Annotated in this window: 20 protein-coding genes; 8 read left to right on the top strand and 12 right to left on the bottom strand. The window is 72.8% G+C overall.

What is annotated here, in order from left to right:
- The first annotated feature begins 6 nt into the window (after nucleotides 1–6).
- From cphA to ACGFIO_RS33455, 4 genes are all read left to right on the top strand, one after another.
- Entirely contained in the window at nucleotides 7–2,688 is a 2,682-nt protein-coding gene (cphA, locus tag ACGFIO_RS33440; RefSeq protein ID WP_392832533.1) for a cyanophycin synthetase, read from the top strand.
- Nucleotides 2,689–3,227: 539 nt separating this feature from the next.
- Nucleotides 3,228–5,522: a protein kinase gene (locus ACGFIO_RS33445; protein WP_392832535.1), complete on the top strand. Its 2,295-nt coding sequence runs from the start codon at nucleotides 3,228–3,230 to the stop codon at nucleotides 5,520–5,522.
- 197 nt (nucleotides 5,523–5,719) lie between these two features.
- The gene (locus ACGFIO_RS33450; protein ID WP_392832538.1) at nucleotides 5,720–5,989 is read left to right on the top strand and encodes a hypothetical protein; all 270 of its coding nucleotides are present in this window, start codon (nucleotides 5,720–5,722) and stop codon (nucleotides 5,987–5,989) included.
- Between the two features lie 260 nt (nucleotides 5,990–6,249).
- The gene (locus ACGFIO_RS33455; protein WP_392832540.1) at nucleotides 6,250–7,152 is read left to right on the top strand and encodes a sigma-70 family RNA polymerase sigma factor; all 903 of its coding nucleotides are present in this window, start codon (nucleotides 6,250–6,252) and stop codon (nucleotides 7,150–7,152) included.
- A 92-nt stretch (nucleotides 7,153–7,244) separates the two neighbouring features.
- Here the strand turns inward: ACGFIO_RS33455 and ACGFIO_RS33460 are convergent, their stop codons facing one another.
- From ACGFIO_RS33460 to ACGFIO_RS33495, 8 genes are all read right to left on the bottom strand, one after another.
- Nucleotides 7,245–8,066 (bottom strand): urease accessory protein UreD, encoded by an 822-nt coding sequence (locus ACGFIO_RS33460; RefSeq protein ID WP_392832543.1) that lies wholly within the window; start codon nucleotides 8,064–8,066, stop codon nucleotides 7,245–7,247.
- A 70-nt stretch (nucleotides 8,067–8,136) separates the two neighbouring features.
- Nucleotides 8,137–8,847: an urease accessory protein UreG gene (gene ureG, locus ACGFIO_RS33465; RefSeq protein WP_392832545.1), complete on the bottom strand. Its 711-nt coding sequence runs from the start codon at nucleotides 8,845–8,847 to the stop codon at nucleotides 8,137–8,139.
- 15 nt (nucleotides 8,848–8,862) lie between these two features.
- On the bottom strand, nucleotides 8,863–9,513 hold the full coding sequence (locus tag ACGFIO_RS33470) for an urease accessory protein UreF (RefSeq protein WP_392832548.1): 651 nt from the start codon (nucleotides 9,511–9,513) through the stop codon (nucleotides 8,863–8,865).
- Nucleotides 9,513–11,231, bottom strand: a complete 1,719-nt coding sequence (locus ACGFIO_RS33475; protein WP_392832550.1) for an urease subunit alpha — start codon at nucleotides 11,229–11,231, stop codon at nucleotides 9,513–9,515. Before ACGFIO_RS33475 ends, ACGFIO_RS33470 begins: the two co-directional genes overlap by 1 nt.
- Nucleotides 11,228–11,668 (bottom strand): urease subunit beta, encoded by a 441-nt coding sequence (locus tag ACGFIO_RS33480; RefSeq protein WP_392832553.1) that lies wholly within the window; start codon nucleotides 11,666–11,668, stop codon nucleotides 11,228–11,230. The genes ACGFIO_RS33475 and ACGFIO_RS33480 overlap by 4 nt, the downstream gene beginning before the upstream one ends.
- On the bottom strand, nucleotides 11,665–11,967 hold the full coding sequence (locus ACGFIO_RS33485; RefSeq protein WP_392832555.1) for an urease subunit gamma: 303 nt from the start codon (nucleotides 11,965–11,967) through the stop codon (nucleotides 11,665–11,667). Before ACGFIO_RS33485 ends, ACGFIO_RS33480 begins: the two co-directional genes overlap by 4 nt.
- A gap of 433 nt (nucleotides 11,968–12,400) precedes the next feature.
- Entirely contained in the window at nucleotides 12,401–12,778 is a 378-nt protein-coding gene (locus ACGFIO_RS33490; protein ID WP_392832557.1) for a RidA family protein, read from the bottom strand.
- Nucleotides 12,778–14,037: an amidohydrolase family protein gene (locus ACGFIO_RS33495; RefSeq protein ID WP_392832559.1), complete on the bottom strand. Its 1,260-nt coding sequence runs from the start codon at nucleotides 14,035–14,037 to the stop codon at nucleotides 12,778–12,780. Before ACGFIO_RS33495 ends, ACGFIO_RS33490 begins: the two co-directional genes overlap by 1 nt.
- A gap of 162 nt (nucleotides 14,038–14,199) precedes the next feature.
- Between ACGFIO_RS33495 and ACGFIO_RS33500 the strand changes: the two genes are divergently transcribed.
- Entirely contained in the window at nucleotides 14,200–15,378 is a 1,179-nt protein-coding gene (locus ACGFIO_RS33500; protein WP_392832560.1) for an alanine racemase, read from the top strand.
- Entirely contained in the window at nucleotides 15,378–17,033 is a 1,656-nt protein-coding gene (locus tag ACGFIO_RS33505) for a beta-N-acetylhexosaminidase (RefSeq protein ID WP_392832561.1), read from the top strand. Before ACGFIO_RS33500 ends, ACGFIO_RS33505 begins: the two co-directional genes overlap by 1 nt.
- 54 nt (nucleotides 17,034–17,087) lie before the next feature.
- Here ACGFIO_RS33505 and ACGFIO_RS33510 read toward each other — a convergent pair whose 3' ends face one another.
- The 3 genes from ACGFIO_RS33510 to ACGFIO_RS33520 form a co-directional block, all read right to left on the bottom strand.
- Complete coding sequence (locus ACGFIO_RS33510) at nucleotides 17,088–17,612, bottom strand: tetratricopeptide repeat protein (RefSeq protein WP_392832563.1); 525 nt, start codon at nucleotides 17,610–17,612, stop codon at nucleotides 17,088–17,090.
- Between the two features lie 74 nt (nucleotides 17,613–17,686).
- Complete coding sequence (locus ACGFIO_RS33515; RefSeq protein WP_392832565.1) at nucleotides 17,687–18,172, bottom strand: GyrI-like domain-containing protein; 486 nt, start codon at nucleotides 18,170–18,172, stop codon at nucleotides 17,687–17,689.
- A 7-nt stretch (nucleotides 18,173–18,179) separates the two neighbouring features.
- The gene (locus ACGFIO_RS33520) at nucleotides 18,180–18,392 is read right to left on the bottom strand and encodes a GNAT family N-acetyltransferase (RefSeq protein ID WP_392832866.1); all 213 of its coding nucleotides are present in this window, start codon (nucleotides 18,390–18,392) and stop codon (nucleotides 18,180–18,182) included.
- A 140-nt stretch (nucleotides 18,393–18,532) separates the two neighbouring features.
- Between ACGFIO_RS33520 and ACGFIO_RS33525 the strand changes: the two genes are divergently transcribed.
- Nucleotides 18,533–18,742 carry a hypothetical protein gene (locus ACGFIO_RS33525; protein ID WP_392832868.1) on the top strand — a complete coding sequence of 70 codons (210 nt, stop codon included), beginning with the start codon at nucleotides 18,533–18,535 and terminating at the stop codon, nucleotides 18,740–18,742.
- Between the two features lie 73 nt (nucleotides 18,743–18,815).
- A complete protein-coding gene (locus ACGFIO_RS33530) occupies nucleotides 18,816–20,357 on the top strand; it encodes a replication-associated recombination protein A (protein WP_392832568.1) in 1,542 nt (513 codons plus the stop codon).
- 1,756 nt (nucleotides 20,358–22,113) lie between these two features.
- On the opposite strand, the gene ACGFIO_RS33535 is transcribed toward ACGFIO_RS33530, so the two are convergent.
- Nucleotides 22,114–22,287, bottom strand: coding sequence for a hypothetical protein (locus ACGFIO_RS33535; protein WP_392832569.1), 174 nt, complete (start codon nucleotides 22,285–22,287; stop codon nucleotides 22,114–22,116).
- Nucleotides 22,288–22,667 lie beyond the last annotated feature (380 nt).

A 22,667-nucleotide genomic window follows, 5' to 3' on the forward strand; every position in this document is an offset into this window, starting at 1 on the left:
GGCCGTATGGAGATCATCAGTGTCCGTCACCTGCGCGGTCCCAACGTGCACGTCTCCCGGCCGGCGATGGTCGCCCGCCTCGACCTCGGCGCCCTGGCCGGCCGCGAGACCTGCGACGTCGAAGGCTTCCCGGAACGGCTGCTGCGGGTCCTGCCCGGGCTGGCCGAGCACCACTGCGCGGCCGGCGTGCCCGGCGGCTTCGTGAGCCGGATGCGCGGTGGGACCTACTTCGGGCACGTGACCGAGCACGTCGGCCTCGAGCTGTCCCAGCTGATCGGGCGGGACGTGAGCTTCGGCCGCACGGTGTCCACCGGTACGCGTGGCGTGTACGACGTGATCGTCGAGTGCCCCCGGGACGAGGTGCCCGGCGTGCTCTCCGCGGCCCTCGTCGAGGCCGCCGTCGACCTGGTCACCGCGGTCGTCGACGGGCCCGGCGCCGAACCGCCCCTGGACCGGCTGCGAGAACTGGCCGACCAGGCCGCGACCGGGCCCAGCACCTCGGCCATCGTGGCCGCCGCCCGCCGCCGCGGCATCCCGGTCGAGCGGCTGTCCGACCTCAGCCTGCTGCGTCTCGGCTGGGGCAACCGCCGCCGGATGGCCTGGGCGGCGATGACCGACCGGACCGGTGGTGTCGGCATCGACATCGCCCGGGACAAACAGATCACCCGCGAGTTGCTCGTCGCGGCCGGCGTGCCGGTGGTGCCCGGGGGAGCGGCGGCCACCGCCGACGAGGCCGTCGCCTGGCTGGCCCGGCTGGGCGGACCGGTCGTGGTCAAACCCCGGTACGGCCGCCAGGGCGAGCACGTGGCCCTCGGCCTGTCGACGCCCGCGCAGGTCGTCGCCGCCTTCACCGCGGCCGGTGGCGACGTGGTCGTCGAGCGGCAGCTGCCCGGCCGCGACTACCGGGTGCTGGTGGTGGCCGGTGAGATCGTGGCCGCGGCCGAGCGGATCGCCGCGCACGTGGTCGGCGACGGCGAGCACACCGTCGGCGAGCTGATCGACCGGGCCAACGCCGACCCGCGCCGCGGCCAGGGCCACGCCCGGGTGCTCACCCGGATGCGGGTCGACGACGTCGCCGCCGGGGTGCTGCGCGGGCAGGCCTGTGCGCTGGACACCGTGCCGGCCGCCGGGCGCGAGGTGTGGCTGCGCGAGAACGCCAACCTGTCCACCGGCGGGACCAGCCGCGACGTGACCGACCGGCGGCACCCCGACGTGTCCCGGCTCTGCCTGCGGGTGGCCGCGCTGGCCGGGCTGGACGTGGCCGGGATCGACCTGCGACTGCCGGACATCGGCGAGCCGGTGCCGCCGTCGGCCGACCCGATGCACACCGGCGCCGGGGTCATCGAGGTCAACTCCTCGCCCGGGCTGCGCATGCACCTCGCCCCGGTGCAGGGCAAGGCCCGCGACGCCGGGGACGCGATAGTGGCGGCGATGTTCCCGGCCGGCTCGGACGGGCGGATCCCGCTGGCCTCGGTGACCGGGACCAACGGCAAGACCAGCGTCGCGCGGTTGGCCGCGTACCTCCTCGAAGGGTCCGGCCTGAAGGTCGGTCTGACCTGCACCGACGGCGTGAGCATCGACGGCCGCGTGATCTACGCGGGGGACGCGACCGGGCCGCGCTCGGCGCAGATGGTCCTCGGGGACCCGGGCGTGCAGGTGGCCGTGCTGGAGACCGCGCGGGGCGGGATCCTGCGGCGCGGCCTGGGCTACGACTGGTCCGACGTCGGGGTGGTCACCAATATCACCGGCGATCATCTGGGTCAGGACGGGCTCGAGTCGATCGAGGACATCGCCCACGTCAAGGCCCTGGTCGCCGAGCGCGTGAAGGACGGCGGCACGCTGGTGCTCAACGCCGACGACCCGTGGGTACGCAACCTGCCCGAGCGCCCCCGGGTCCGCGCCGAGCACAAGCGCATCGTCTGGTTCGCCGAGGACGCGGCCCAGCCGGTGGTGGCCGCGCACCTGGCCAAGGGCGGCATGGCGTACGTGCTGCAGGACGGCTGGCTGGTGCAGGCGGTGGGGGCCCGGCGCACCCCGCTGATCCGGATCGGCGAGCTGCCCGGTGCCTACGCCGGCGCCGCGCCCTACCAGGCGATGAACGCGCTGGCGGCGATCGCGACGGCCCGGGCCATGGGCGCCTCGCAGGAGGCGGTGCTGGAGCGGCTGACCACGTTCGACCCGCCGGCCCACAACCCGGGACGCGGCACCCTGCTGCGGCGCGGCGACGTCTCGCTGTTCGTGGATTCGGCGCACAATCCGGCGGCGCTGGCGGCCGCGCTGCGTACCCTGCACAAGCTCTTCGGTCCGGGACGCTGCCTGGCCGTGGTGACGCTGCCCGGTGACCGCCGCGACGACCTGATCGCCGCCTCGGCCCAGGTGCTGGCCGACGGTGTCACCCGGGTCGTCCTGCACGAGGACTCCGACCCGCGGGGACGCGAGCCGGGGGAGGTGGTCGCGCTGGTGGAGCGTGAGATGCGGCTGCGGCGGCCGGGGCTGCGATCGGTACGCGCGGAGGGCTATCGCGCGGCCGTCGCCGCGGCGCTCGAGATGGCCGAACCGGGCGACGCCATTCTCGTGCTGTACGAGAAGATGGCCCCGATGCTGGCGTTGCTCGCCGATCTCGGCGCGGTGCCGGCCGACCCTTCGGTGGGCGTGAAACGGCGCGCCGCCCGCGTCGTTGCTGATTAAAGAATGATCGACGTCTGGTTATCGGCCGATCAGTCGAGGTTGCGCAGGTCGCGCCCCTCGTTGTGCATCGTTGGAGGGTGCCAAATGCCACTCTCCGGATGGCAACTCTCTGTAATCGTCGCCGGTGAGGCCTTCGGATATCTGGTTAAGACACCGACAAATATGCTCGGTGCGTAACGCTACAGACACACTTGGTATATGGATTCCACAAGGGATTCCCCGATCGGGTGAGTAGCCGAACTTCCGGCGAATCGCATCGAATGGGACCGGGCCTCCGGGTAACGGACCGATAAACCCACCCTGACCTGCGCAAACGCTGATTCTTACAGTGCTCATACCAAAACATCCGGCCGTGCCACGCAGAGTGACCACGCGCAGGTCATCCCGCTATTTGAGCAGTCGAGATAGTGGCCGAACGTCGGCTAACATCCTCGCCGTCGATGGGGAAAGCTGACGGTCCAGGTGGCCGAGAGGCACCCCGGCGTTGAGAAGCATGGCGGTGCCTCTCGACGTTTTCTCGAACGCGCATGTGGGGGCACATGAGCACGACGGACCTGCCCGGTTCGAGTCTGCTGGCCAACCGCTATCGGTTGGTCGAGCGGCTCGGTGCCGGCGGGATGTCAGTGGTGTGGCGAGGATTCGATGAGGTCCTCGGACGCCAGGTGGCGGTCAAAGTACTGCCACCCTCGACGAGCGCGGACTCGTCGTTCCGGCGCCGGCTTCGCGCGGAAGCGCAGGCCGCGGCCCGGTTGAGCCACCCGCACATCACCAACGTGTACGACTACGGCGAGGCTGTCACGGTCGACGGCGAGCCCGTCCCGTACGTGGTCATGGAACTGGTCGACGGCGAGTCGCTCGCCGCCGTCCTGGCCCGGTCCCGGCGCCTGCCATGGCCCGCGGCCGTCCGCATCGCCGCCGAGGTCTCGGCCGCGCTCGCCGCCGCCCACTCCCGTGGCATCGTGCACCGCGACGTGACACCGGCCAACGTCATGCTCACCCCGACCGGGGCCAAGGTCGTCGACTTCGGCATCTCCGCCCTGATCGGCGAGAACGACATCGACCCGGACGGCAGCCTGCTCGGCACCCCGGCCTACCTCGCACCCGAGCGGCTCGAGGGCGGCCAGGTCAGCCCGGCCACCGACGTGTACGCGGTCGGCCTGCTGATCTACCGCACCCTGATCGGGCAGCTTCCGTGGGACGTCGGCACCACGACGGCGCTGCTGCGCGCCCACCAGTACACCGAGCCCGACCCGCTGCCGCCGGTCGAGGGCCTGCCGGTCATCGTCTCCGACCTGGTCGAGCGGTGCCTGCGGAAACGGCCCGACGATCGGCCGTCCAGCGCCGAGCTGGCCGAGATCCTGGCCGGCGCGTCCGCGGGCGCACCGGTGTCGCGCAACTACATCCCCGAGTGGGCGTCGGACAACGGCGAGGACACCACGATCCTGCCCAGCGCCTACCCGTACACCGACGCCCGGGTCCGCCCCGGACACGCCCGCGTCGCCGACGGCCCGGTCCAGGCCGGGCGCGGAGTCGCCGCGGTGCGGGCCGCCGACGGGCCCGCCGGGCTCGCCGCCGCGACCGCCATGGCCGCCGCGGCCGCGGAAAGCGCACCGGTCTCACCCGCTCCCGGCGCACCGGCCATCCCGGTCCCGGTGGCCGAGGTCGAGGCCGCCGTCGACGGCGCACCCTCGACCGCGGCGCCCAACCGCGGCCCGGTCCAGACGCCCGGACGCAACAATCGCTTCGGGGCCCTGCCCCGCTCCACCCCGGTGGCCAGTGCACCGCCCGCCCCGCTGATGATGCCGGCCGACGACTCGGCCACGGCACTGCGGCCGGCGTACGGAACACCCGGCGCACCGGACGAGGACCCGGGTGGTGGCGTCACGCCGCCACCGGGTGAGGACCGGCCGGCCGGTGCCGGTCCGAGCGCGCCCCGGCCTCGGTCGGGACGCACCCACGGCCGCCGCGTACTCATCGTGGCGGGCACGGTCGCGCTGCTCGGCGTGGCCACGTACGGCTGGTCACTCGCGGCCAAAGGCGGGGGTCGCACTCCTTCCGCCGAGGGGCAGCCGCAGCCCAGCGTGCTGGCCGCGTCGGGTAAGTGCGTCGTGAGCTATGCCGTCTGGTCCGAGGCGGACAAGCGGTTCAAGGCGTCGGTCACGGTCGCGAACCGGGACAACCAGGCGATCAAGAACTGGAACCTCTGGTTCATCATGCCCGGCGACCAGGTGCTGTCGACCGCCGGTCAGGGCGGGGTCAACCTCGACCAGCAGCAGCAGGCGGTCACGGTCAAGGGGGCCACGGCGCTGAGCCCGCAGAAGGCGGTCACGCTCAACTTCACCGGCCGATACGACGTGAGCAACGCCGCGCCGATGGTGTTCCAGCTCGGCGGGCAGACCTGCGACGCGTACGTGTCACCCAAGCCCGGCCAGCCGTCGCGGCCGGTCGAGCGGCTGTCCAACGGCCAGGTCCGGTTCGGCCCGCCGGTCACCCCGCGCCCGGGCATCTCCATCGGCCCTGGCGGCGTGGTCATCCCGGTTCCCGTGACGATCACCCAGCCGGCCGGCAACGGCTCCAAGGACCCGGTCGACGGTCCCACCGACCCGGCGTCGTCCAACTCCAGCCCGGTCGACAACCGCCCGCTGTGTATCCGGGAGCCCCAGAACCCCGTCTGTTTCGAGCCCAGTCCCGCGGGACACGACAAGCCCAGCGACACTCCGACGCCCACCGCCGAGGAGACCACCCCGTCGAAGCCGCCGGTCGACACCGGCAGCGACGATGACGAGGACGGGCTCGGGAACCCCGCCGGGACCGACGGCAACGCGACGACCTGAAGTTTCGTGACACGTGATCGGCCGGCTGGTGATCAGCCGGCCGATCATGGCGTTAGGGTGCAGTTGATGGTTGCGGGCACGTTCCGCCGCTTTTCTTCCCTCGTCGGCGTGCCTGCGGGCCGGTTGGCAGCTTCGCGTGGATGATGTCGCTGTCAGCTAGGTCACAGAGCAAAACGTCGCAACGCGGGGAGCTCGGCATGATCAGCACCGTTGAGGACCTGGCGGCGGAGGCACTGTTCGTCTCCGACCTGCAGCCCTCCGACTGTCCCACTCGCAAGCGGGTGGAGGACACGGTCACCAGGATGATCCTCCGCCACGGCAGTGACGGCTGTGCCGCCGCCGTGGCCGAGGAGTTCGGCGACCACCCGGAGTCGGCCGCGCGCCGGATGCGGTGGGTGCGGCGGGAGCTGGTCGCGCCCCGGCAGGCTTCGCTTCGCGCTACCCCGAGCGCGCTGCACTCTTCCTGAGGCCGCTGCTTCCCCCGCGCCGCCCTTCCCTTTACGCCGGGCCTCCTTCGCGCGGCTCTTGCTGCGTGGCCGTCCCTCCCCCGCGCGGGGCTTTCTGAGGACTTTTCGCAAAAAGCACCATAAAAGCAACCGAGTTCGGCCGCCCCTGCACCTGGGGACGGCGAATGTCTTCCTCGTCAGCCGGTTGACGCCTGTCCCTTCCGCGTCAGCCGGACCGCAATCCGGCCCAGCGCCGGGTCGCCTCTGCGAGGAGGACCTCCGTGATCGACACGACCGAACTCCCCGCCGCCGTCGGCACCACCCACGACGCGCCGTCCGCGCGCGATATCGAGGACCTCGTCCGCGAACACATGCCGATGGTTGGCCATCTGGTCCGTGAACTGCTCAACCGCGTTCCCGGTCATGTCCACGCCGACGACCTGTCGTCCGCCGGCTTCGCCGCACTGCTCGGCGCCGCGCGCACCTTCGATGTCAGCCGTGGCATCCCGTTCCACCGCTTCGCCGCGGTGCGGATCCGCGGGGCGTTGCTCGACGAGTTGCGGGGCCAGGACTGGGCCAGCCGGTCCGTACGCGCCAGAGCCCGCAAGACCACCGCCGCGCGCGCCGAACTCACCGCCGCGCTCGGCCGGACACCCACCGACGCCGAGGTCGCCGAGATGCTCGGCATCGGCGTGGCCGAACTGGCGTCGGTCGAGGACGACGTGCAGAAGGCCGCGCTGCTCAGCCTCCAGGGCTTCCCCACCGGGGCGGCCGAGGAGATGGTGCCCGAGACGTCCGAGGGCCCCGAGGACCTGCTGCTCAAACGGGAGCGCCTCGGCTACCTGCACCAGGCCATCCAGGCCCTGCCCGAACGCCTCCGCCAGGTCGTCACCGAGTCGTTCCTGCAGGAGCAGCCGCTCAGCGACGTGGCGGCCCGGCTCGGCGTCACCGAGTCGCGCATCTCCCAGCTCCGCACCGAGGCGTTGCGGCTGCTGCGGGAGGGGTTGAACAGCTCCCTGGCGCCCGAACTGCTCACCGTGGCGGCGGGCGGGCCGCGTACCCGCAAGGGTTGCCTGCAGCGGCGCCGCACCGAGTATTTCGAGCGGGTGGCCACCCAGGGGAACCTGCGGACGCGCCTGGCCCTGACCGACGAGCACGGCGTGCCGATCGCGGTCGCCGCATAGGGCCGGGCCGGCCGGTCAACAGCGTGCTTCGCGGCCCGACGGCAGACACACTCCGGGCCCCGCCTCACTCCGGCTGATCGACAGGACGGCCCCTACGCGGCCATCGCCGGGGTTCGGGCCGCGCACAGAGGATCGAGTGCGGCCCGGACGTCGCGGATGTCCCGGCCCACCGCCGTCGCGAGCAGTCCCGGACCGGACAGCCGCATGACCGCCGCGCCCCCGGCCGGCCGATGCGGCTCGGGCAGATCCGGACCCGCCATGACCACCGAGCCGGTGGCTCCGGCGTCGCCCAGGACTGCGGCTCCGGACCAGCCCGGGGCGCCCGGTCCCACGGTCAGCCGGTGCCGATAGAGGGTGCGGCCGGCGTACCGGACGGTGGTGTCGGACCGGACCGCGCCGGACGGCTCGTTGTGGCGGCCGCAGACCAGGTCGTCGCGCCAGAGCAGAGTGCCGCCCTCGGCCACGTCGACCTCGGTGATCGCGTGGTGGTCGCAGCCCGCCGCGGCGATCGTCGGCTCGGGCCGCCAGCGCAGGGTGCCGGCCACTGTCGCCCGGACGACCAGCCGGGAAGGTGGCGCGGGGCGGCCGGGCAGCAGCAGGGTCGCGGCTACGCTGCGGATCTCCAGGTTGGCGCCGGGGCCCACCTCGATCTCGAGGAGCAGGTCGTCGCCACGCAACGGGCCGGCGGCGCCGCCGACCAGGTGGACGGTCGCTCCTGCGTCCGGGCCGGTTGGTGGGTGGATTTCTGCGTCCGGGCCGGTTGGTGGGCGGGTTCCTGCGTCCGCGCCGGTCCGCGGGCGGACTCGTGCGGGCGGGCCGGTTCGCCGGAGGAGGAGCGGGGACTCGCCGCGCAGCACGGTCAGGCGGGTTGCCCCGGCCTTCGCCTCGGCGACGATCCGCGCGGCGGCGCGCATCAGAGACGACCCGCTACGGCGGCGTGCTCCGAAGACCTGGCCGCTCGTGGTGCGAAAGGGGCGGCGTGCATCAGGCGGGGGCGGTGGCGCCGGATTTGACCAGGGTGCGGATCCAGTCGGCGACCGGGGTGGCGGCCCGGTCCTCGACCAGCGACAGGAACGCCGTGGGAAGGTCGCCTCGGCGCGCTCGGGCGTCGCGGTCCATGACGCTCAGGTCGGCGCCGACCAGGGGAGCCAGGTCGGTCTTGTTGATCACCAGGAGGTCGGCGGCGGTGACGCCGGGGCCGCCCTTGCGCGGAACCTTGTCGCCGCCGGCCACGTCGACCACGAAGATCTGGCGGTCGATCAGGCCCTTGCTGAACGTCGCGGTCAGGTTGTCGCCGCCGCTCTCCACCAGGATCAGGTCGAGCGGGCCGAGAGCGCCCTCGAGGTCCTCGACCGCGTCCAGGTTGGCGGAGATGTCGTCGCGGATCGCGGTGTGCGGGCAGCAGCCCGTCTCCACGGCGCGGATGCGCTCGGCCGGCAGTACACCGTTGCGGAGCAGGAAGTCGGCGTCCTCGGTGGTGTAGATGTCGTTGGTCACCACGGCCAGGCGGAGTTCGCCGCCGAGCGTCCGGCAGAGGGCCGCGACCAGGGCGGTTTTGCCCGAGCCGACCGGGCCGCCGATGCCGATGCGCAGCGCCCGCGGGCCGCCGGCCAGCGCCGTGTGCGGGTCGACGCCCGGGTCGGGGTGGGTGTGCGGGACCTCGTCGGGGCCGTGCTCGTGCGGATGATCGGTCATGGGACAACACCTTCCTCAGGATGCGAAGAGCCGCACTTCCCAGCTCGCGTGGTGTTCGGCGCCGATGTCGAGCAGCGGGGCGCCGTCGGCCGGCAGGTCGTCGACGGGCGCGCCGGCGACCGCGGCCGCCCGCGCGGCGATCCGGTCGCAGTCGGGGGCGAGGGCCGCGATCAGCGCGTGCGTGGCATAAGGATCGAGACCCAGCAGGCGTACGGCCGCACTGGCCGGCCCGGTCACCGTGCCGTGAGCGGCCGCCGTCGCCGCCTCGACCGGCCCGAGCCCCGCCGCCGCCGCGACCACGCCCAACGCCACCGGGTGATGCGGATCCCGGGCGTGCTGCTCGAACGACCACATCGCCCGGCCGGCCCGCAGCAGCGCCCGCCCCTGCGCCCGGGAGGCCCGCCGCAGTGCCGGCGACGGGGTCCGCGCATCCAGCCCCTCGTTCAGATCAGCGAGTCGAGTCGCGGCTGCGGTGCACGCGGCGGCGGCGAAGGCGGCGGCCACCACGCCGGACGTGTGCAGGCGGCCGCGCAGGAACCCTTCCAAGCCTGGCAGGTCACCGACCCGGCCGGCCGACACCGCCGCCTCGAAGCCGCCCGAGTGCGCGTGGCCGCCCGCGGGCAGCCGCCCGTCGGCGAGCACGAGCAGCGTGGCCAGCGACGACATCAGAACAGGAAGTAGCGCTGGGCCATCGGCAGCTCGGTCACCGGGTCCGGTTCGACGACCTCGCCGTCGACGCGGACCGTGAACGTGTCCGGCTCGACCTCGATGCGGGGCAGGGCGTCGTTCAGCGGCATGTCCGCCTTGCCGACCTTGCGGGTGTCGGCGACCGGCGCGAACTGGCGGCGGCAGCCGATGCGGTCGCCGACCAGGGCGTCGAGGGCGGCCTGGGCCACGAACGCCACCGACGTCTGCGCGGGGACCGCACCGTACGCGCCGAACATCGGTCGCGGCAGCACCGGCTGCGGCGTCGGTATCGAGGCGTTGGCGTCGCCCATCTGGGCGTACGCGATCATGCCGCCCTTGATCACGAGGGCCGGGCGCACGCCGAAGAAGGCGGGATCCCACAGCACCAGGTCGGCCAGCTTGCCGGGCTCGACCGAGCCGACCAGATCGGCCATGCCGTGCGCGACCGCGGGGCAGATCGTGTACTTGGCGATGTACCGGCGGGCGCGCAGGTTGTCGGCGCCGTTGTCGCCCGGCAGCGAGCCGCGCCGCGCCTTCATCACGTGCGCGGTCTGCCAGGTTCGCATGATCACTTCGCCGACCCGGCCCATGGCCTGCGAGTCCGAGCCGATCATGGAGATCGCGCCGAGGTCGTGCAGGAGATCCTCGGCGGCCATGGTGGACGGCCGGATCCGGCTCTCGGCGAACGCCAGGTCCTCGGGCACGGTCGGGTTCAGGTGGTGGCAGACCATCAGCATGTCGAGGTGCTCGCTGAGGGTGTTGCGGGTGTACGGCCGGGTCGGATTGGTCGACGACGGCAGCACGTTCGGGTGCGAGGCGACAGTGATGATGTCCGGCGCGTGGCCGCCGCCAGCTCCTTCGGTGTGGTACGCGTGGATCGATCGCCCGCCGATCGCCCGCAACGTCTCCTCGACGAAACCGGCCTCGTTCAGCGTGTCGGTGTGGATCGCCACCTGCACCCCCGACGCGTCGGCGACCTGCAGCGCGGCGTCGATCACGGCCGGCGTCGTACCCCAGTCCTCGTGCAGCTTGAACCCGCCGGCCCCGCCGCGCAGCTGCTCCCACATCGACTCGGCCGACATCGTGTTGCCCTTGCCCAGCAGCAGCACGTTGATCGGGAACGAGTCGATGGCCTCCAGCATCCGGGCCAGATGCCACGCGTTCGGCGTGACAGTGGTGGCCTTGGTGCCCTCGGCCGGCCCGGTGCCACCGCCGATGATCGAGGTGATGCCGCTGGCCAGCGCGGTCTGCAGGATGGTCGGGCTGATCAGGTGTACGTGACTGTCGATCGCCCCGGCGGTGAGGATCTTCCCATTCCCGGCGATCACCTCGGTGCCACCGCCAATGACCAGATCCGGGTGTACGCCGTCCATGGTGTCCGGATTGCCGGCCTTGCCCAGCGCGACGATCTTGCCGTCCCGGATCCCGACGTCGGCCTTGACCACACCCCAGTGGTCGAGCACCACGGCCCCGGTGATGATCGTGTCCGGCGTGCCCTCGGCCCGGGTGGCGCGCGACTGCCCCATCGACTCGCGAATCACCTTGCCGCCGCCGAACACCACCTCGTCACCGGCCGCGGGCCCGCCGCTGCGGTCCTCCTCGATCTCGATGAGCAGGTTGGTGTCGGCCAGCCGGATCCGGTCGCCGGCGGTCGGCCCGTAGAGCGCGGCATACCGGCCGCGGTCCAGGGCGGTCACCGCGAGCCGCCGTCGCCCGGCGCGGCAGGGGAAGGGGGCGCGGAGGAAGGCGGCGGCGCGGAGGAAAGCGGCGCCGTGGAAGGGGGCGGCGCGGGGGAAGAAGGCGGCGCCGTGGAAGTTGGCGGCGTGGCGTCAAGCGGGCCACCGGCCAAGCCGCGCAGGCCGGGCACGATTCGGTTGCCGGCCAGCGGCACGAGTATGACGTCGCGCGGCATGCCCGGCTCGAAGCGGACCGACGTGCCCGCCGGGATGGCGAGGCGGTGGCCCCAGGCGGCCTCCCGGTCGAACTCGAGCGCGGCGTTCGCCTCGGCGAAGTGGTAGTGCGAACCCACCTGCACGGGGCGATCGCCGGTGTTGCGTACGGTCAAGGGGAGCTCGGGCCGGCCCACGTTGATCTCCACCGGTTCCGCGCCGTGGATCACCTCGCCGGGGATCATGCGATCGGTCCGTGCACGGTGACCAGCTTCGTGCCGTCCGGGAAGGTGGCCTCCACCTGCACCTCCGGCAGCATCTCGGGCACGCCATCGAGCACGTCGTCCCGGGTCAGCACGCGCCGGCCGGCGTCCATCAGATCGGCGACCGTACGGCCGTCGCGCGCGCCTTCGAGCAGGAACGCCGTGATGATCGCGGTGGCCTCGGGATGGTTGAGCCGGAGCCCACGTTCCCGCCGCCGCCGCGCGACGTCGGCCGCGACGTGGATGAGCAGCCGTTCCTGCTCGTGCTGGCTGAGGTACAACGGACCTCCCTGATCTCGCCCACCGCATGCTGGCAGCCTGGTGTTGCCGTCGTGTTACGCGATCTTCGCACTCGGTTACCGCCCGCGAAGCGCCCGAAACGCCGCCCACCCGACGAAAGACCTGCCGCCGTGGAAAGCCACCCGGGGGAAAGGCTCAACAGGAAGGCCGCCCACCCGACGAAAGACCCGCCGCCGTGGAAGGCCACCCGGGGGAAGGCTCAACAACAAGGGCCGCCCACCCGACGAAGGAACCTGCCCGCCATGGAAGGCCACCCGGGGGAAAGCCGCTCAACAGGAAGGCCGCCCAAGAGGAACGAGGGAAACCGAGAGAGAGCGGGGAAGCGGCCCGAGGAAGCGCTCGCCCGGGGCAGGGCCGCCCACCGGAAGCCATGCGCCGAGGGGCGAGGTGCCAGAAAGAGACGGGAAAGCCCGGTCAGCCCAGGTAGAGGACCGCGTCCACCTCGATCTCCATGCCCCGCAGCTCGACCGGAATGGTCGTGCGGACCGGTGGGTGCTCGCCCCCGAAGTACTCCTTGTACACCTCGTTCATGGCCGGGAAGTTGTCGAAGTCGCGCAGGTAGACGCCGACCCGGACGGCCTGGTCGAGGCTGCCGCCGGCCGCTTCGGCCACGGCCGCCAGGTTGCGGAAGGCGGCGTGCGCCTGCTCCTCGAAGGACCCGGTCACGCGGGTGCCGTCGGCCAGCGCGGGCACCGCCCCGGCCAGGTAGACGGTGTCACCGGCCACGATCGCGTGCGAGTACGGGCCGCCGGCGGGCGCGGCCTTGTCGGTGTTGACGGAACGCTTCGGCATCAGGACTCCTTCGGTGGAATAGAGCGGGGGAACTGCTCGGCCAGCCCGTCGACGCCCACGAGAGGCGTGGCGAGCAGGTCGCGGATGGCATTCTCGCGCTCCCGCAGTGCCGCCGTCTGCTCGGCGGTCAGCGGCACCCAGGGCGGCGGGGGAGCGGGCCACTGGGCCGGCAGGCGGCGGCCACCCACGTACGTATGTCGGTTGACCAGGCGAAACGGGAGCGTGCGGGTCTGTCGATGGGCGTCCGTCAGCTGCTGCGGCTCGGCGATTCGGGTGAACACCGCCACATCGGCCGGGCGGCCCGGCGCGAGTGATCCGGCCTGCAGTCCGAGGGCCTGGGCGGGGCGGATCGTGACGCTCGCCACCACGTCGTCCAGCGGCAGGCCGGCGGCGAGCAGCTTGGCCATGGTCGTCGGCAGGTCGAACACCGGTCCGTAGACCGAACGCGCGTGCAGGTCGGTGGAGATGATGTGCGGCGGCATCCCGCTCGCCAGCTGTTCCTCGGCCACGTCGAAGGCGAAGGCGCCGGAGCCGTGCCCGATGTCGAAGAGCACGCCCCGCTCGTACGCCGCACGCGCCTCAGGGCCGGTGGGCTGGGCCAATCCGCTCGCGCAGTGGGTCAGCAGGTCGCCCGGCCGCAGCAGTTCCAGCACGTCGGCCAGGGCCGGCGGGGTCGTTCCGATGTGGACCATCACCGGCACGCCACACTCCCGCGCCGCGATCAGGCCCCGGCGCAGCGGTTCGACGCCGTTGTCGCCGACGGTCTCCCGGTCGATGCGCACCTTGACCCCGCAGACCAGGTCACGGTGCTCACGGATGGCCCGCGCGGCCTGGTCGGGGTCACAATTCGCGAGATCGACCCCTTCTCCCGTACGCGCGGAAAGCCCTTGACCGGCGATGTTGAGCAACGCGCGAACGCGCACCCGGCGGCCCGTGGCGAAATCCCGCAGCCCGGCGACCGAGTAGGCACCGGCCGACCCGGCATCGACCCAGGTGGTGACCCCGGTGTGCCACGCGATCGGATCCGGGTCGATGCCCCAGTAGCCGGCGCCCGGATAGACATGCGTGTGCACGTCGACCAGGCCCGGCAGGACCAGATCACCGGCCACGTCGACGATCTCGTGCGCGTCCCGGGGCAGCGCCGCGCCCACCTCGGCGATCAGCCCGCCGCGGATCGCCACGTCCAGCCGGCCACGCTGCCCGCCGCCCGGATCGAGCACCTCGCCCCCGATGAGCAGCAGGTCGTACGGCTCGGGCATGCGCTCTCCGGAAAATGTCGGTCGGGCTTGCTAGGTTTTGAGGGTTCTTCGCGACCTACCTCGACCTTCGCATCGCGCAAGTTTCGCACTCGACCTCCACCGTCGCGAAGAATCCTCGAAGTGACTCCATCGGATCAGCGATCAACGGTCAAGGAGGGCGCGATGCTCGACATCCCCGACGAACCGATCGACTGGCGGGCCAAAGGTTTCTGGGCGCCGTCCGGCGGCGGGCCGGCCCGCGGGGCGAGCATCTTCGACGGCGGCTTCACCTGGCCGCTGCTCACCGTCCGGGAGTCGGCGGTGCGGGCCAACGTCGCCACGATGGCGGCCTACTGCGCCCGGCACGGCTTCGACTTCGCCCCGCACGCCAAGACGACCATGGCGCCACAGCTGCTCGAGCTGCAGTTCGAGGCGGGCGCGTGGGGGATGACGGTGGCCACGCCCAACCAGGCGCTGGTGATGCGCCGGCTCGGCGTACCCCGCGTCCTGATCGCCAACGAGGTGCTCGATCCCGCCGCCCTGCGCTGGCTGGCGGCCGAGGTCGCGGCCGGGTGGGAGGTCTGGTTCCAGGTCGATTCGCCGGCCGGGGTCGCGGCCGCGGCCGGCGCGGCCACCTCGGCCGGGGGACATTTGCGGGTGCTGGTCGAGCTGGGGCACGCGGGTGGGCGCACGGGCGTGCGCGATCTGGGGGAGCTGGAGGCGGTGGCACGCGCGGTGGCCGCTGCGCCGGTGCTGACGCTTTCGGGCGTGACGGGGTACGAAGGACAGCTGTCCGACGAGCCTTCGGTCGACGCCTTCCTCGACGAACTGGCGTCCGGTGTCCGGCGTCTCGGCGCCGCGGGCCTCCTGCCGCCGGTACCGATCGTGTCCGCCGGCGGCAGCGCCTGGTTCGACCGGGTCACCGCCCGGCTGGCCGGCGCCGGGCTGGGGCAGCTGATCCTGCGCAGCGGCGCCTCGGTGACCCACGACGACGGGTTCTACCGCGAGAAGACGCCGTTCAACCGGGTGCCGGTCGAGGGCCCGCTGCACGCCGCGATGGAGATGTGGGCGCAGGTCATCTCCGTGCCCGAGCCCGGCCTGGCGCTGGCCGGCATGGGCAAACGCGACGCGCCGTTCGACGAGGGCCTGCCGATCGTGCTCGACCCGCCCACCGGCCTGACCGTGACCAAGCTCAACGACCACCACTGCTACCTGCGCGCCGACCCCGGCGTGCCGGTCAAACCGGGCGACCTGATCCGCTTCGGCCTGTCCCACCCGTGCACGGCGTTCGACAAGTGGCGGCACATCCCCCTCATCGACGACGAACGCCGCCTCGTCGACGTGCTAGACACATACTTCTGATGACCCCCACATCCTTGCTTTCGCTGATCCCCGCCCCCGTCGCGGCGGCCGCGCCGGTCGACCGCGCCCGCGACCTCACCGATCTGCCGTTGTCCAACCTGCCGGCGCTGGCCGGTGTCGCTGTCTGGCTGCGGGGCGTCCTGCAGCCCGTCGGGGTGGCGTTGCCAGACGGGCCCGCTCAGCTCGGGTCGCCCGCGCTGCCTTCCACCGGCCCGTCGGCACAGGGGCTCGGCGGTGTCACGTTGGGGCTGGACGAGTCGCGGCCCCGGGAGGGCTATCGGCTGGTCGTCTCCGATGACGAGGTGTCAGTTGTCGGGGGATCGGCCGCCGGGGTCTTCTACGGGTTGCAGACGCTGCGGCAGCTGTTGCCTCCCGCGTTCCTGCGGCGGGCACTGCCCGCGGGGGCGGTGCCCGCGGTGCCGCACGTCGAGATCGAGGACGCGCCGCGCTTTCGCTGGCGGGGCGTGCTGCTCGACGTGGCCCGCCACTTCATGCCGGTGGCCGACGTGCTGCGGTTCATCGACCTGATCGCCTTTCACAAACTGAACGTGCTGCATCTGCACCTGACCGACGACCAGGGCTGGCGCCTCGAGGTGCCCGGTTGGCCCCGGCTCACCGAGGTCGGCGCGTGGCGGCCGCGCAGCATGCTCGGCTCGTCGTCGCACGGCCGCTACGACGAACGCCCGCACGGCGGCTACTACCTGGCCGACGACCTGCGCGAGATCGTCGCCTACGCGGCCGCCCGCCACGTCACCGTCGTTCCCGAGATCGACCTGCCCGGGCACATGCAGGCGGCGATCGCGGCCTACCCTGAGCTGGGCAACGGCGCGACCCCCGCCGTACGCACCGCCTGGGGCATCTCCACCCACCTGCTCAACGTCTCCGACACCGCCGTGGGTTTCGTCCGCGACGTGCTCACCCAGGTCTGCTCGATCTTCCCCTCCGAGATCATCGGCATCGGCGGCGACGAATGCCCGCCCGGCGAGTGGGCCGAGTCCGCCGCGATCCAGGAGTTCCGCCGCGCCCACGACCTCGCCGACGAACGCGCCGTGCACGCCTGGTGGATCGGCCAGGCCGCCGCGCATCTGCGCACCCTGGGCCGCCGCGCCTACGGCTGGGACGAGATCCTCGACGGCGGCGCCCCCGCCGACGCCGTGGTCGCGGCCTGGCGCGGCCCCGCCCGCACGGCCCGCGCCGCCCGGGCCGGCCACGAGGTCGTCGCCTGCCCCGACACCGCGGTCTATCTCGACTACCGCCAGTCCGAGGACCCCGGCGAACCCACCCCCGTCGGCACCGTCCTGCCGTTGTCCGAGGTTCACGCCTTCGACCCGGTCCCGCCCGGCCTGACCGAGGCCGAAGCCGCCCGGGTGATCGGCGCTCAGGCCAACCTCTGGACCGAACACATGGAGTCGTCCCGCCGCGTCGACTACATGGCCTTTCCGCGGCTGGCCGCCTTCGCCGAGGCGGTCTGGCATCGGGGCGACGACTTCGGCGAGCGGCTTCCCGTCCACGCCGAGCGGCTGGCGGCGCTGGGGGTCAACTACCGGCCGCTGTCCGGTCCGCGTCCGTGGGATGCCCGGCCTGATGCGTTGGGGCGGCCGCGGAGCCGGCAGGACCGGGAGGCCGAGCTTTCCGCGATGACGGCTGAGTCGTGATCGGCTCGCTCTGCGACCGCTGGGCCCGGGCGGTGTCTGGGCCGGTCGGGCGGGTCAGTCGTGGACGTCTGATTCCGGGTCGGCGGCCGGGTCGGGTTTGAGCAGGAGGCGGGCATAGTCGGCCATCGAACGCTGGTAGCGGGGCAGATGGGCGGCCAGGGCGCCGACGGCCAGGGACACCGCTTCGCGTTCGCGGCCGACGTCGGTCAGGGCCAGGGCGAGCACCGCCTTCGCCGCGTCGTCGAGGTGGTCGGATGGCTGCTTCAACTCGTCGGTGAGCAGGGCCACGCTCTCCTGCGAGCGGCCCAGGTTGCGCAGCGAGCTGGCCATCTGGATCACGGAGCGGCGGCGGCGTTCACCGGTCACGCCCGCGGCCAGGGCCTCGCGGTAGAGCGGGACGGCCAGATCCGAGTGCCCGGTCGAGTCGAGGGCGCAGGCCCGCTCGAAGAAGCCCTCGGGCGCGTCCGGCGGCAACTCCTCGACCAGCTTCTCGACGAGCGTGAGGAACTCCGTCGCATCGTGCTCGTCCATCGTGGCCCAGAGCGCGGCCACCCGCTGTTCCCAATCCCCCGTACCCATCCCGTCACCATCTCATATCCGCCCAGCCTGACCGGCCCGTACCGGCTCTGGTCGCGCCGTCGACCTGCCGCCGGCTAGCTCAGCTTGAAGTAGAGGTGGGTCTCCCAGCGGTGCATGTCGGGCTCGTCGGCCGGGTTGGTGAACATCTGCTCGAGGCGGCACTCCCACACCTCGCCCGATGGGGTGGGGCGCATGTCGAAGGTGAGGCCCTGCTGCTGGGCCCAGTCGAGGAGTTTCGCGGTCACCCCGATCAGCTCGTCGGGGTGGCCGATGTGGCGGATCGTCGCGTAGCGGCCGGCCGGCAGCGTGTCGGTGAAGGTCGGCTCCTGGACGGCGGGCGGGGTGACGACCGGGATGCCGGCCTCGACGGTCAGGTCGGCGGCCATGTCGATCACGCGGTAGCGGAAGAACGGCGGGCCGGCGATCTCGACGCCCCGGGCGGCCAGGTCGCCGAACATCTCCGGTAGCTGGTCGGCGATGTGGGCGAACTCGGTCATCGTGATCGTTTCGCGCCGGCCGATGTAGGGCTGTTCGGCGCGCTCGACGATGGTGGGCTGCATCAGGACATCATCGCGGAAAGGTGTACCGCAGGGTCGGTTGAGAGGTGGGCCGGAAGCCGAGCCCGCGATACAGCGGCTCGCCGTCGGTGGACGCTCGCAGGTCGACGGTGGCGACGCCCGCTTCGTCGAACCAGGCCAGCAGGGCGGTCATGCACGCGCGGGAGTAGCCGCGGCGCCGGTGGGGCGGGCGCGTCGCCACGTTGTAGACGTACCCGCGCAGGCCGGTGGGGTCGCCGGGGCCGGGGAGCCGCTCGTCGACACCCTATCGATCCCTCAGGCTGCTCCACGATGGAGTTTTGGCAGGTGGGGGAGGTGGGTATGACGTTCGTCGAAGTGCTCTCACCCCCGGAGGAACAAATCATGCTCGCGATTGCCGCTGCCGTCGTCTTCGGTATCTACCTCCTGCTCGATCTGCTCGACGTGAAGCAGACCGACCTCTTCAACTTCCCCACCTTCGCGGCGCTCGGATTGTTGCTGCTCTCGCTCTACCTGGCCGGCATCGGCAGTGGCCCGCGCAACGGTTCGGGCAGCGGCCGCCGCTTCTACGGGCGTCGCCCGGGCCGCGGCTGACCGATAGATCGGTGTACCGGCCGTCCTCCGTGCATTTCGGGCACGGGCCGATGGCCGGTACTCTCTGCTGCTGATGGAATCCGACGGGCTGTTCTCGCTCCAGGCACCCGCGGCGCCCGGTCATGCCGCGGCGTCGGGCTTCACGCCGCCTCCGGCGGACGCGCCGCTGCCCGTCCGGATGCGCCCGGCCACCCTCGATGAGCTGGTCGGACAGCAGCATCTGCTGGCGCCCGGCGCGCCCCTGCGCCAGCTCGTCACCGGCGCGTCACCGATGTCGGTGATCCTCTGGGGGCCGCCCGGCACCGGCAAGACCACCATCGCGCATCTGGTGGCGGCGGCTACCGACCGTAAGTTTGTGGCGATGTCCGCGTTGACGGCCGGGGTCAAGGATGTGCGTACGGTGATCGACACCGCCCGCCGCCAACGCCGCGCCGGCGGGCCGCCGACCGTACTGTTCATCGACGAGGTTCACCGCTTCAGCAAGACCCAACAGGACTCGCTGCTCGCCGCGGTCGAAGATCGCACGGTCACGCTGCTCGCGGCGACCACCGAGAACCCGTACTTCTCGGTCATCTCGCCCCTGCTCTCCCGCTGCGTCCTGCTGACCTTGCACTCGCTCGACGACGACGCGGTGCGCTCGCTGGTCCGGCGCGCGGTCGCCGACGAGCGCGGGCTGGGCGGTGCCGTCACGCTCAGTTCAGAAGCCGAGGATCATCTGGTACGCCTGGCCGGCGGCGATGTCCGCAAGGCGCTGACGGCGTTGGAGGCGGCCGCGTCGTCCGCCGAGGCCCAGGGCGGCGGGGAGATCGACCTCGCCACCGCGGAGAAGGCGGTGGACGTGGCCGCCGTCCGCTACGACCGCGACGGTGACGCGCACTACGACGTGACCAGCGCCTTCATCAAGAGTATGCGCGGCTCCGACCCGGATGCCGCGCTGCACTGGCTGGCCCGGATGCTGGTGGCGGGCGAGGATCCGCGGTTCATCGCGCGGCGGATCGTGATCTTCGCCAGTGAGGACGTCGGGATGGCCGATCCGCAGGCGCTGCTGGTCGCCACGGCGGCGGCTCAGGCCGTACAGAATGTGGGTCTGCCCGAAGCGGGTCTGAACCTGGCCCAGGCGGTGGTGCATCTGGCCACGGCGCCCAAGTCGAACAGTGTGACGACCGCGCTCGGGGCCGCGATGGCCGATGTTCGGTCGGGACGGGGCGGTGCCGTCCCGGCACATTTGCGTGATGCGCACTACCCCGGATCCCGTGGTCTTGGTCACGGTCAGGGCTACCGATATCCGCATGATGACCTACGTGGTGTGGTTACCCAGCAGTATGTCCCGGATGACCTGGTCGGTGCCGATTACTACCGACCTTCGGAACACGGGGCCGAACGCGCGGTGTCGGAACGTCTTCCGAGGTTGCGGCGCATCGTCCGTGGCTCGCCGACGACGCGGGCCGCTGCCACGCCGCCCCCGGCAACTCGTGCCAAGGACGGCGATGGGGGTGCGGTAGGACATTCGGACGACGGCGCGGCACAGAATTCGACCGTAGGCTCGGCGGCTGGCGACGACATCGACGCACACCGAGACGACAGCGGCCCCGCCGCCGGAAAGGAACAGCCGTGAGCCCGCGCGGTGCCGAACGGCCCGACGACGCTGACCCGCGTACCAACGACCAGACCGGCCGGAGCCGCCGGCTGTTCGGACGGGGCCGGCCGGCGGAGCCCGACGCGCCCGAGGAGATCTCGCAGGAGGAGACCGGCTGGCTCGACGACCTGCGTACGGCCAAGCAGCAGCGCGGGGCGATCGGGCCGGGCAAGGCCGGCGACGGGCGCACCAGCAAGTCCGGAGCGGTGGCGCCCGGGCCGGACGAGGAGCCTGGACCGGCGCCGTCCCCGCCCGCGATGCCTTCCCAGCCTGCGATGCCTTCCCCGCCCGCGATGCCGGGTCAGCCCGCGATGCCGGGTCAGCCTGGGATGCCGTCCCAGTCTGGGATGCCGGGTCAGCAGCCTGTGATGCCGGCTAAGCCGGTCAGTCCGGCGCGGGCGCGGTTCGACGGGTCGTGGCAGTCGCCGTCCGGGTCGTGGCAGCGGCCGTCGGGGCAGCAGCCGCAGGTGAGTGGGCCGGCCGGTGAGCCTGGGCGTGGGCGGCGGCAGATCGATGCTTCTTCCGGGGCGGCCGGTGCTGGTGGCTCGGCGCCTGGCCAGGGTGGTGGGCCGCGGCCTGGTAGTCCGGCCCGTGGATACAGCGGGCCGGCGCCGGGTGGGGTTCCGGCCAGTGGGAACGCGCCGTCGGTTCCGCCGGGTGCGGTCCCGCCCGGGGCTGTTTCTCCAGGTGCGGTTCCGCCGGGGGGCGGTGCTCCGGGTGCGGTTCCTCCGGGTGCGGTTCCGCCGGGGGGCGTTCCGCGGGGTGCGGTCTCGCCCGGGGCTGGGCCGGCGCGCGGATCGGGGCGGGTGCCGGTGCCGCCTTCTCCGGACGGGCCTTCCGGGCCGATCCGGCGCGGAGGGCGTCGCGATGAGCCGGCGATGCCGCTCGGGCGGGCAGGGCTTTCCGACGAGCCCTCCGGGCCGATCAAGCGGCCGCAGAGTCTTCAGGACGATCCGTCGGGGCCGATCGGGCGCCTCCAGGACGAGGCCTCGGGTGCGATTCGGCGTCCCCAGGACGAGCCCTCCGGGCCGATTCGGCGTGCTCAGGACGATGCTTCCGGGCCGATTCGGCGTGGGGGCGATCAATCCGGGGCGGTTCGGCGGGGGGCGCCGCCGCCGGCCGGGCGTGCCGTTTCCGGTGCTCGTGGGGCGACCGGGGCCGCGCCGCCGCCGAATGGTGGCCTGCCTGCGGGAATGCACGCTCCCGGCGCGCCCGCCGGGCCGTCTGGGGCACGTCCGGGTTTGCCGGCCGGCCCGTCGGGTCGAGCGCGTCCGGATTCGTTGGCTGATCCGTCGGGCGGGTCGCGGCCTGGTTCGCCGGCCGGTCCTTCTGGTGGGGCGCGGCCTGGTTCGCCTTCTGGTCCGTCGGGTGGGGCGCGTCCGGGTTCGCCGGCCGGTCCGTCGGGTGGGCCGCGGCCTGGTTCGCCGGCTGGGATGCCGACTCCAGAGCGGCCTGGAACGCCGCCGGGGCGGGGTGCGCCGCCGGAGGGTGGCGGGCGGCATGCGAGCGGTGAGTTCGCGCAGGTCGGGCCGCGTGGTCGCGGGTCTTCGGGGCCGGAGGAAGAAGGTACCGGCCGGCACGGGCTGCCCGAACCGGGTGGACGCACCGGGCCGATTCCACGCGGCCAGCGTGGCGCTCCGCCGCGGCCCGCGAACGATGCTGCGCCTGGTGCGCGAACCGGTGCCGCGCCTGGTGCGCGAACCGGGGCGGTTTCGGGGCGGGCGACCGGCAACATTCAGGGTGTGGGCCCGACCGGCCAGCCGGTGCGGGCCAGCGCCAGCATCGTGCCGCCGGTGGTTCCGGGGCGCGAGGGCGCCCGCACACCGGCGGTGCCCGGCCGGGCGGGTGCGATGGCCGACAGCCCGTCCGGACCGATCCGCCGGCCCGGCGACCCGACCGGGCGCGGCACCGGACGCATCCCGCGGCCCGGCCAGCCGGGGCCGGCTCGTCGTGCTCCGCAGCAGGACGACCAGGGCCCGAACGCCCTGCACACCGACTCCCGAAACCCCAACGGACCGCAGGGCGACCCGCGTCACGGTCAGCCCAGTCAGGCCGAGCCACGCCACGGTCAGCCCGCTCAGGCCGACCCGCGTCACGGTCAGCCTGGTCAGACCGACCCGCGCCACGGTCAGCCGGAGCCGCCGGGTCCGCGGCAGGGCCGTCGCTCGGCACCGGAGGGTCCGACCCAGGCCGGTCGCGCGGCCCCGCCTCCGCCCCCGGGTGTTGAGGACAGTCAGGGCCTCCCTGGCCGGGCCGGTCGTCACCCCGGCGTTGAGGACAGTCAGGGCT

The sequence above is a fragment of the Actinoplanes sp. NPDC049265 genome (assembly GCF_043197135.1).
GTDB lineage: Bacteria > Actinomycetota > Actinomycetes > Mycobacteriales > Micromonosporaceae > Actinoplanes.

Bases quoted from the DNA above. Each gene is read 5' to 3' on its own strand.
- ACGFIO_RS33515 (WP_392832565.1), bottom strand. From the start codon at position 18,172: ATGCAGCCCACCATCGTCGAGCGCGCCGAACAGCCCTACATCGGCCGG.
- ACGFIO_RS33450 (WP_392832538.1), top strand. From the start codon at position 5,720: ATGATCAGCACCGTTGAGGACCTGGCGGCGGAGGCACTGTTCGTCTCC.
- ACGFIO_RS33470 (WP_392832548.1), bottom strand. From the start codon at position 9,513: ATGTCGTCGCTGGCCACGCTGCTCGTGCTCGCCGACGGGCGGCTGCCC.
- ACGFIO_RS33500 (WP_392832560.1), top strand. From the start codon at position 14,200: ATGCTCGACATCCCCGACGAACCGATCGACTGGCGGGCCAAAGGTTTC.
- ACGFIO_RS33530 (WP_392832568.1), top strand. From the start codon at position 18,816: ATGGAATCCGACGGGCTGTTCTCGCTCCAGGCACCCGCGGCGCCCGGT.
- ACGFIO_RS33490 (WP_392832557.1), bottom strand. From the start codon at position 12,778: ATGCCGAAGCGTTCCGTCAACACCGACAAGGCCGCGCCCGCCGGCGGC.
- ACGFIO_RS33525 (WP_392832868.1), top strand. From the start codon at position 18,533: ATGCTCGCGATTGCCGCTGCCGTCGTCTTCGGTATCTACCTCCTGCTC.
- ureG (WP_392832545.1), bottom strand. From the start codon at position 8,847: ATGACCGATCATCCGCACGAGCACGGCCCCGACGAGGTCCCGCACACC.
- ACGFIO_RS33495 (WP_392832559.1), bottom strand. From the start codon at position 14,037: ATGCCCGAGCCGTACGACCTGCTGCTCATCGGGGGCGAGGTGCTCGAT.
- ACGFIO_RS33445 (WP_392832535.1), top strand. From the start codon at position 3,228: ATGAGCACGACGGACCTGCCCGGTTCGAGTCTGCTGGCCAACCGCTAT.
- ACGFIO_RS33480 (WP_392832553.1), bottom strand. From the start codon at position 11,668: ATGATCCCCGGCGAGGTGATCCACGGCGCGGAACCGGTGGAGATCAAC.
- ACGFIO_RS33505 (WP_392832561.1), top strand. From the start codon at position 15,378: ATGACCCCCACATCCTTGCTTTCGCTGATCCCCGCCCCCGTCGCGGCG.
- ACGFIO_RS33460 (WP_392832543.1), bottom strand. From the start codon at position 8,066: ATGCGCGCCGCCGCGCGGATCGTCGCCGAGGCGAAGGCCGGGGCAACC.
- cphA (WP_392832533.1), top strand. From the start codon at position 7: ATGGAGATCATCAGTGTCCGTCACCTGCGCGGTCCCAACGTGCACGTC.
- ACGFIO_RS33510 (WP_392832563.1), bottom strand. From the start codon at position 17,612: ATGGGTACGGGGGATTGGGAACAGCGGGTGGCCGCGCTCTGGGCCACG.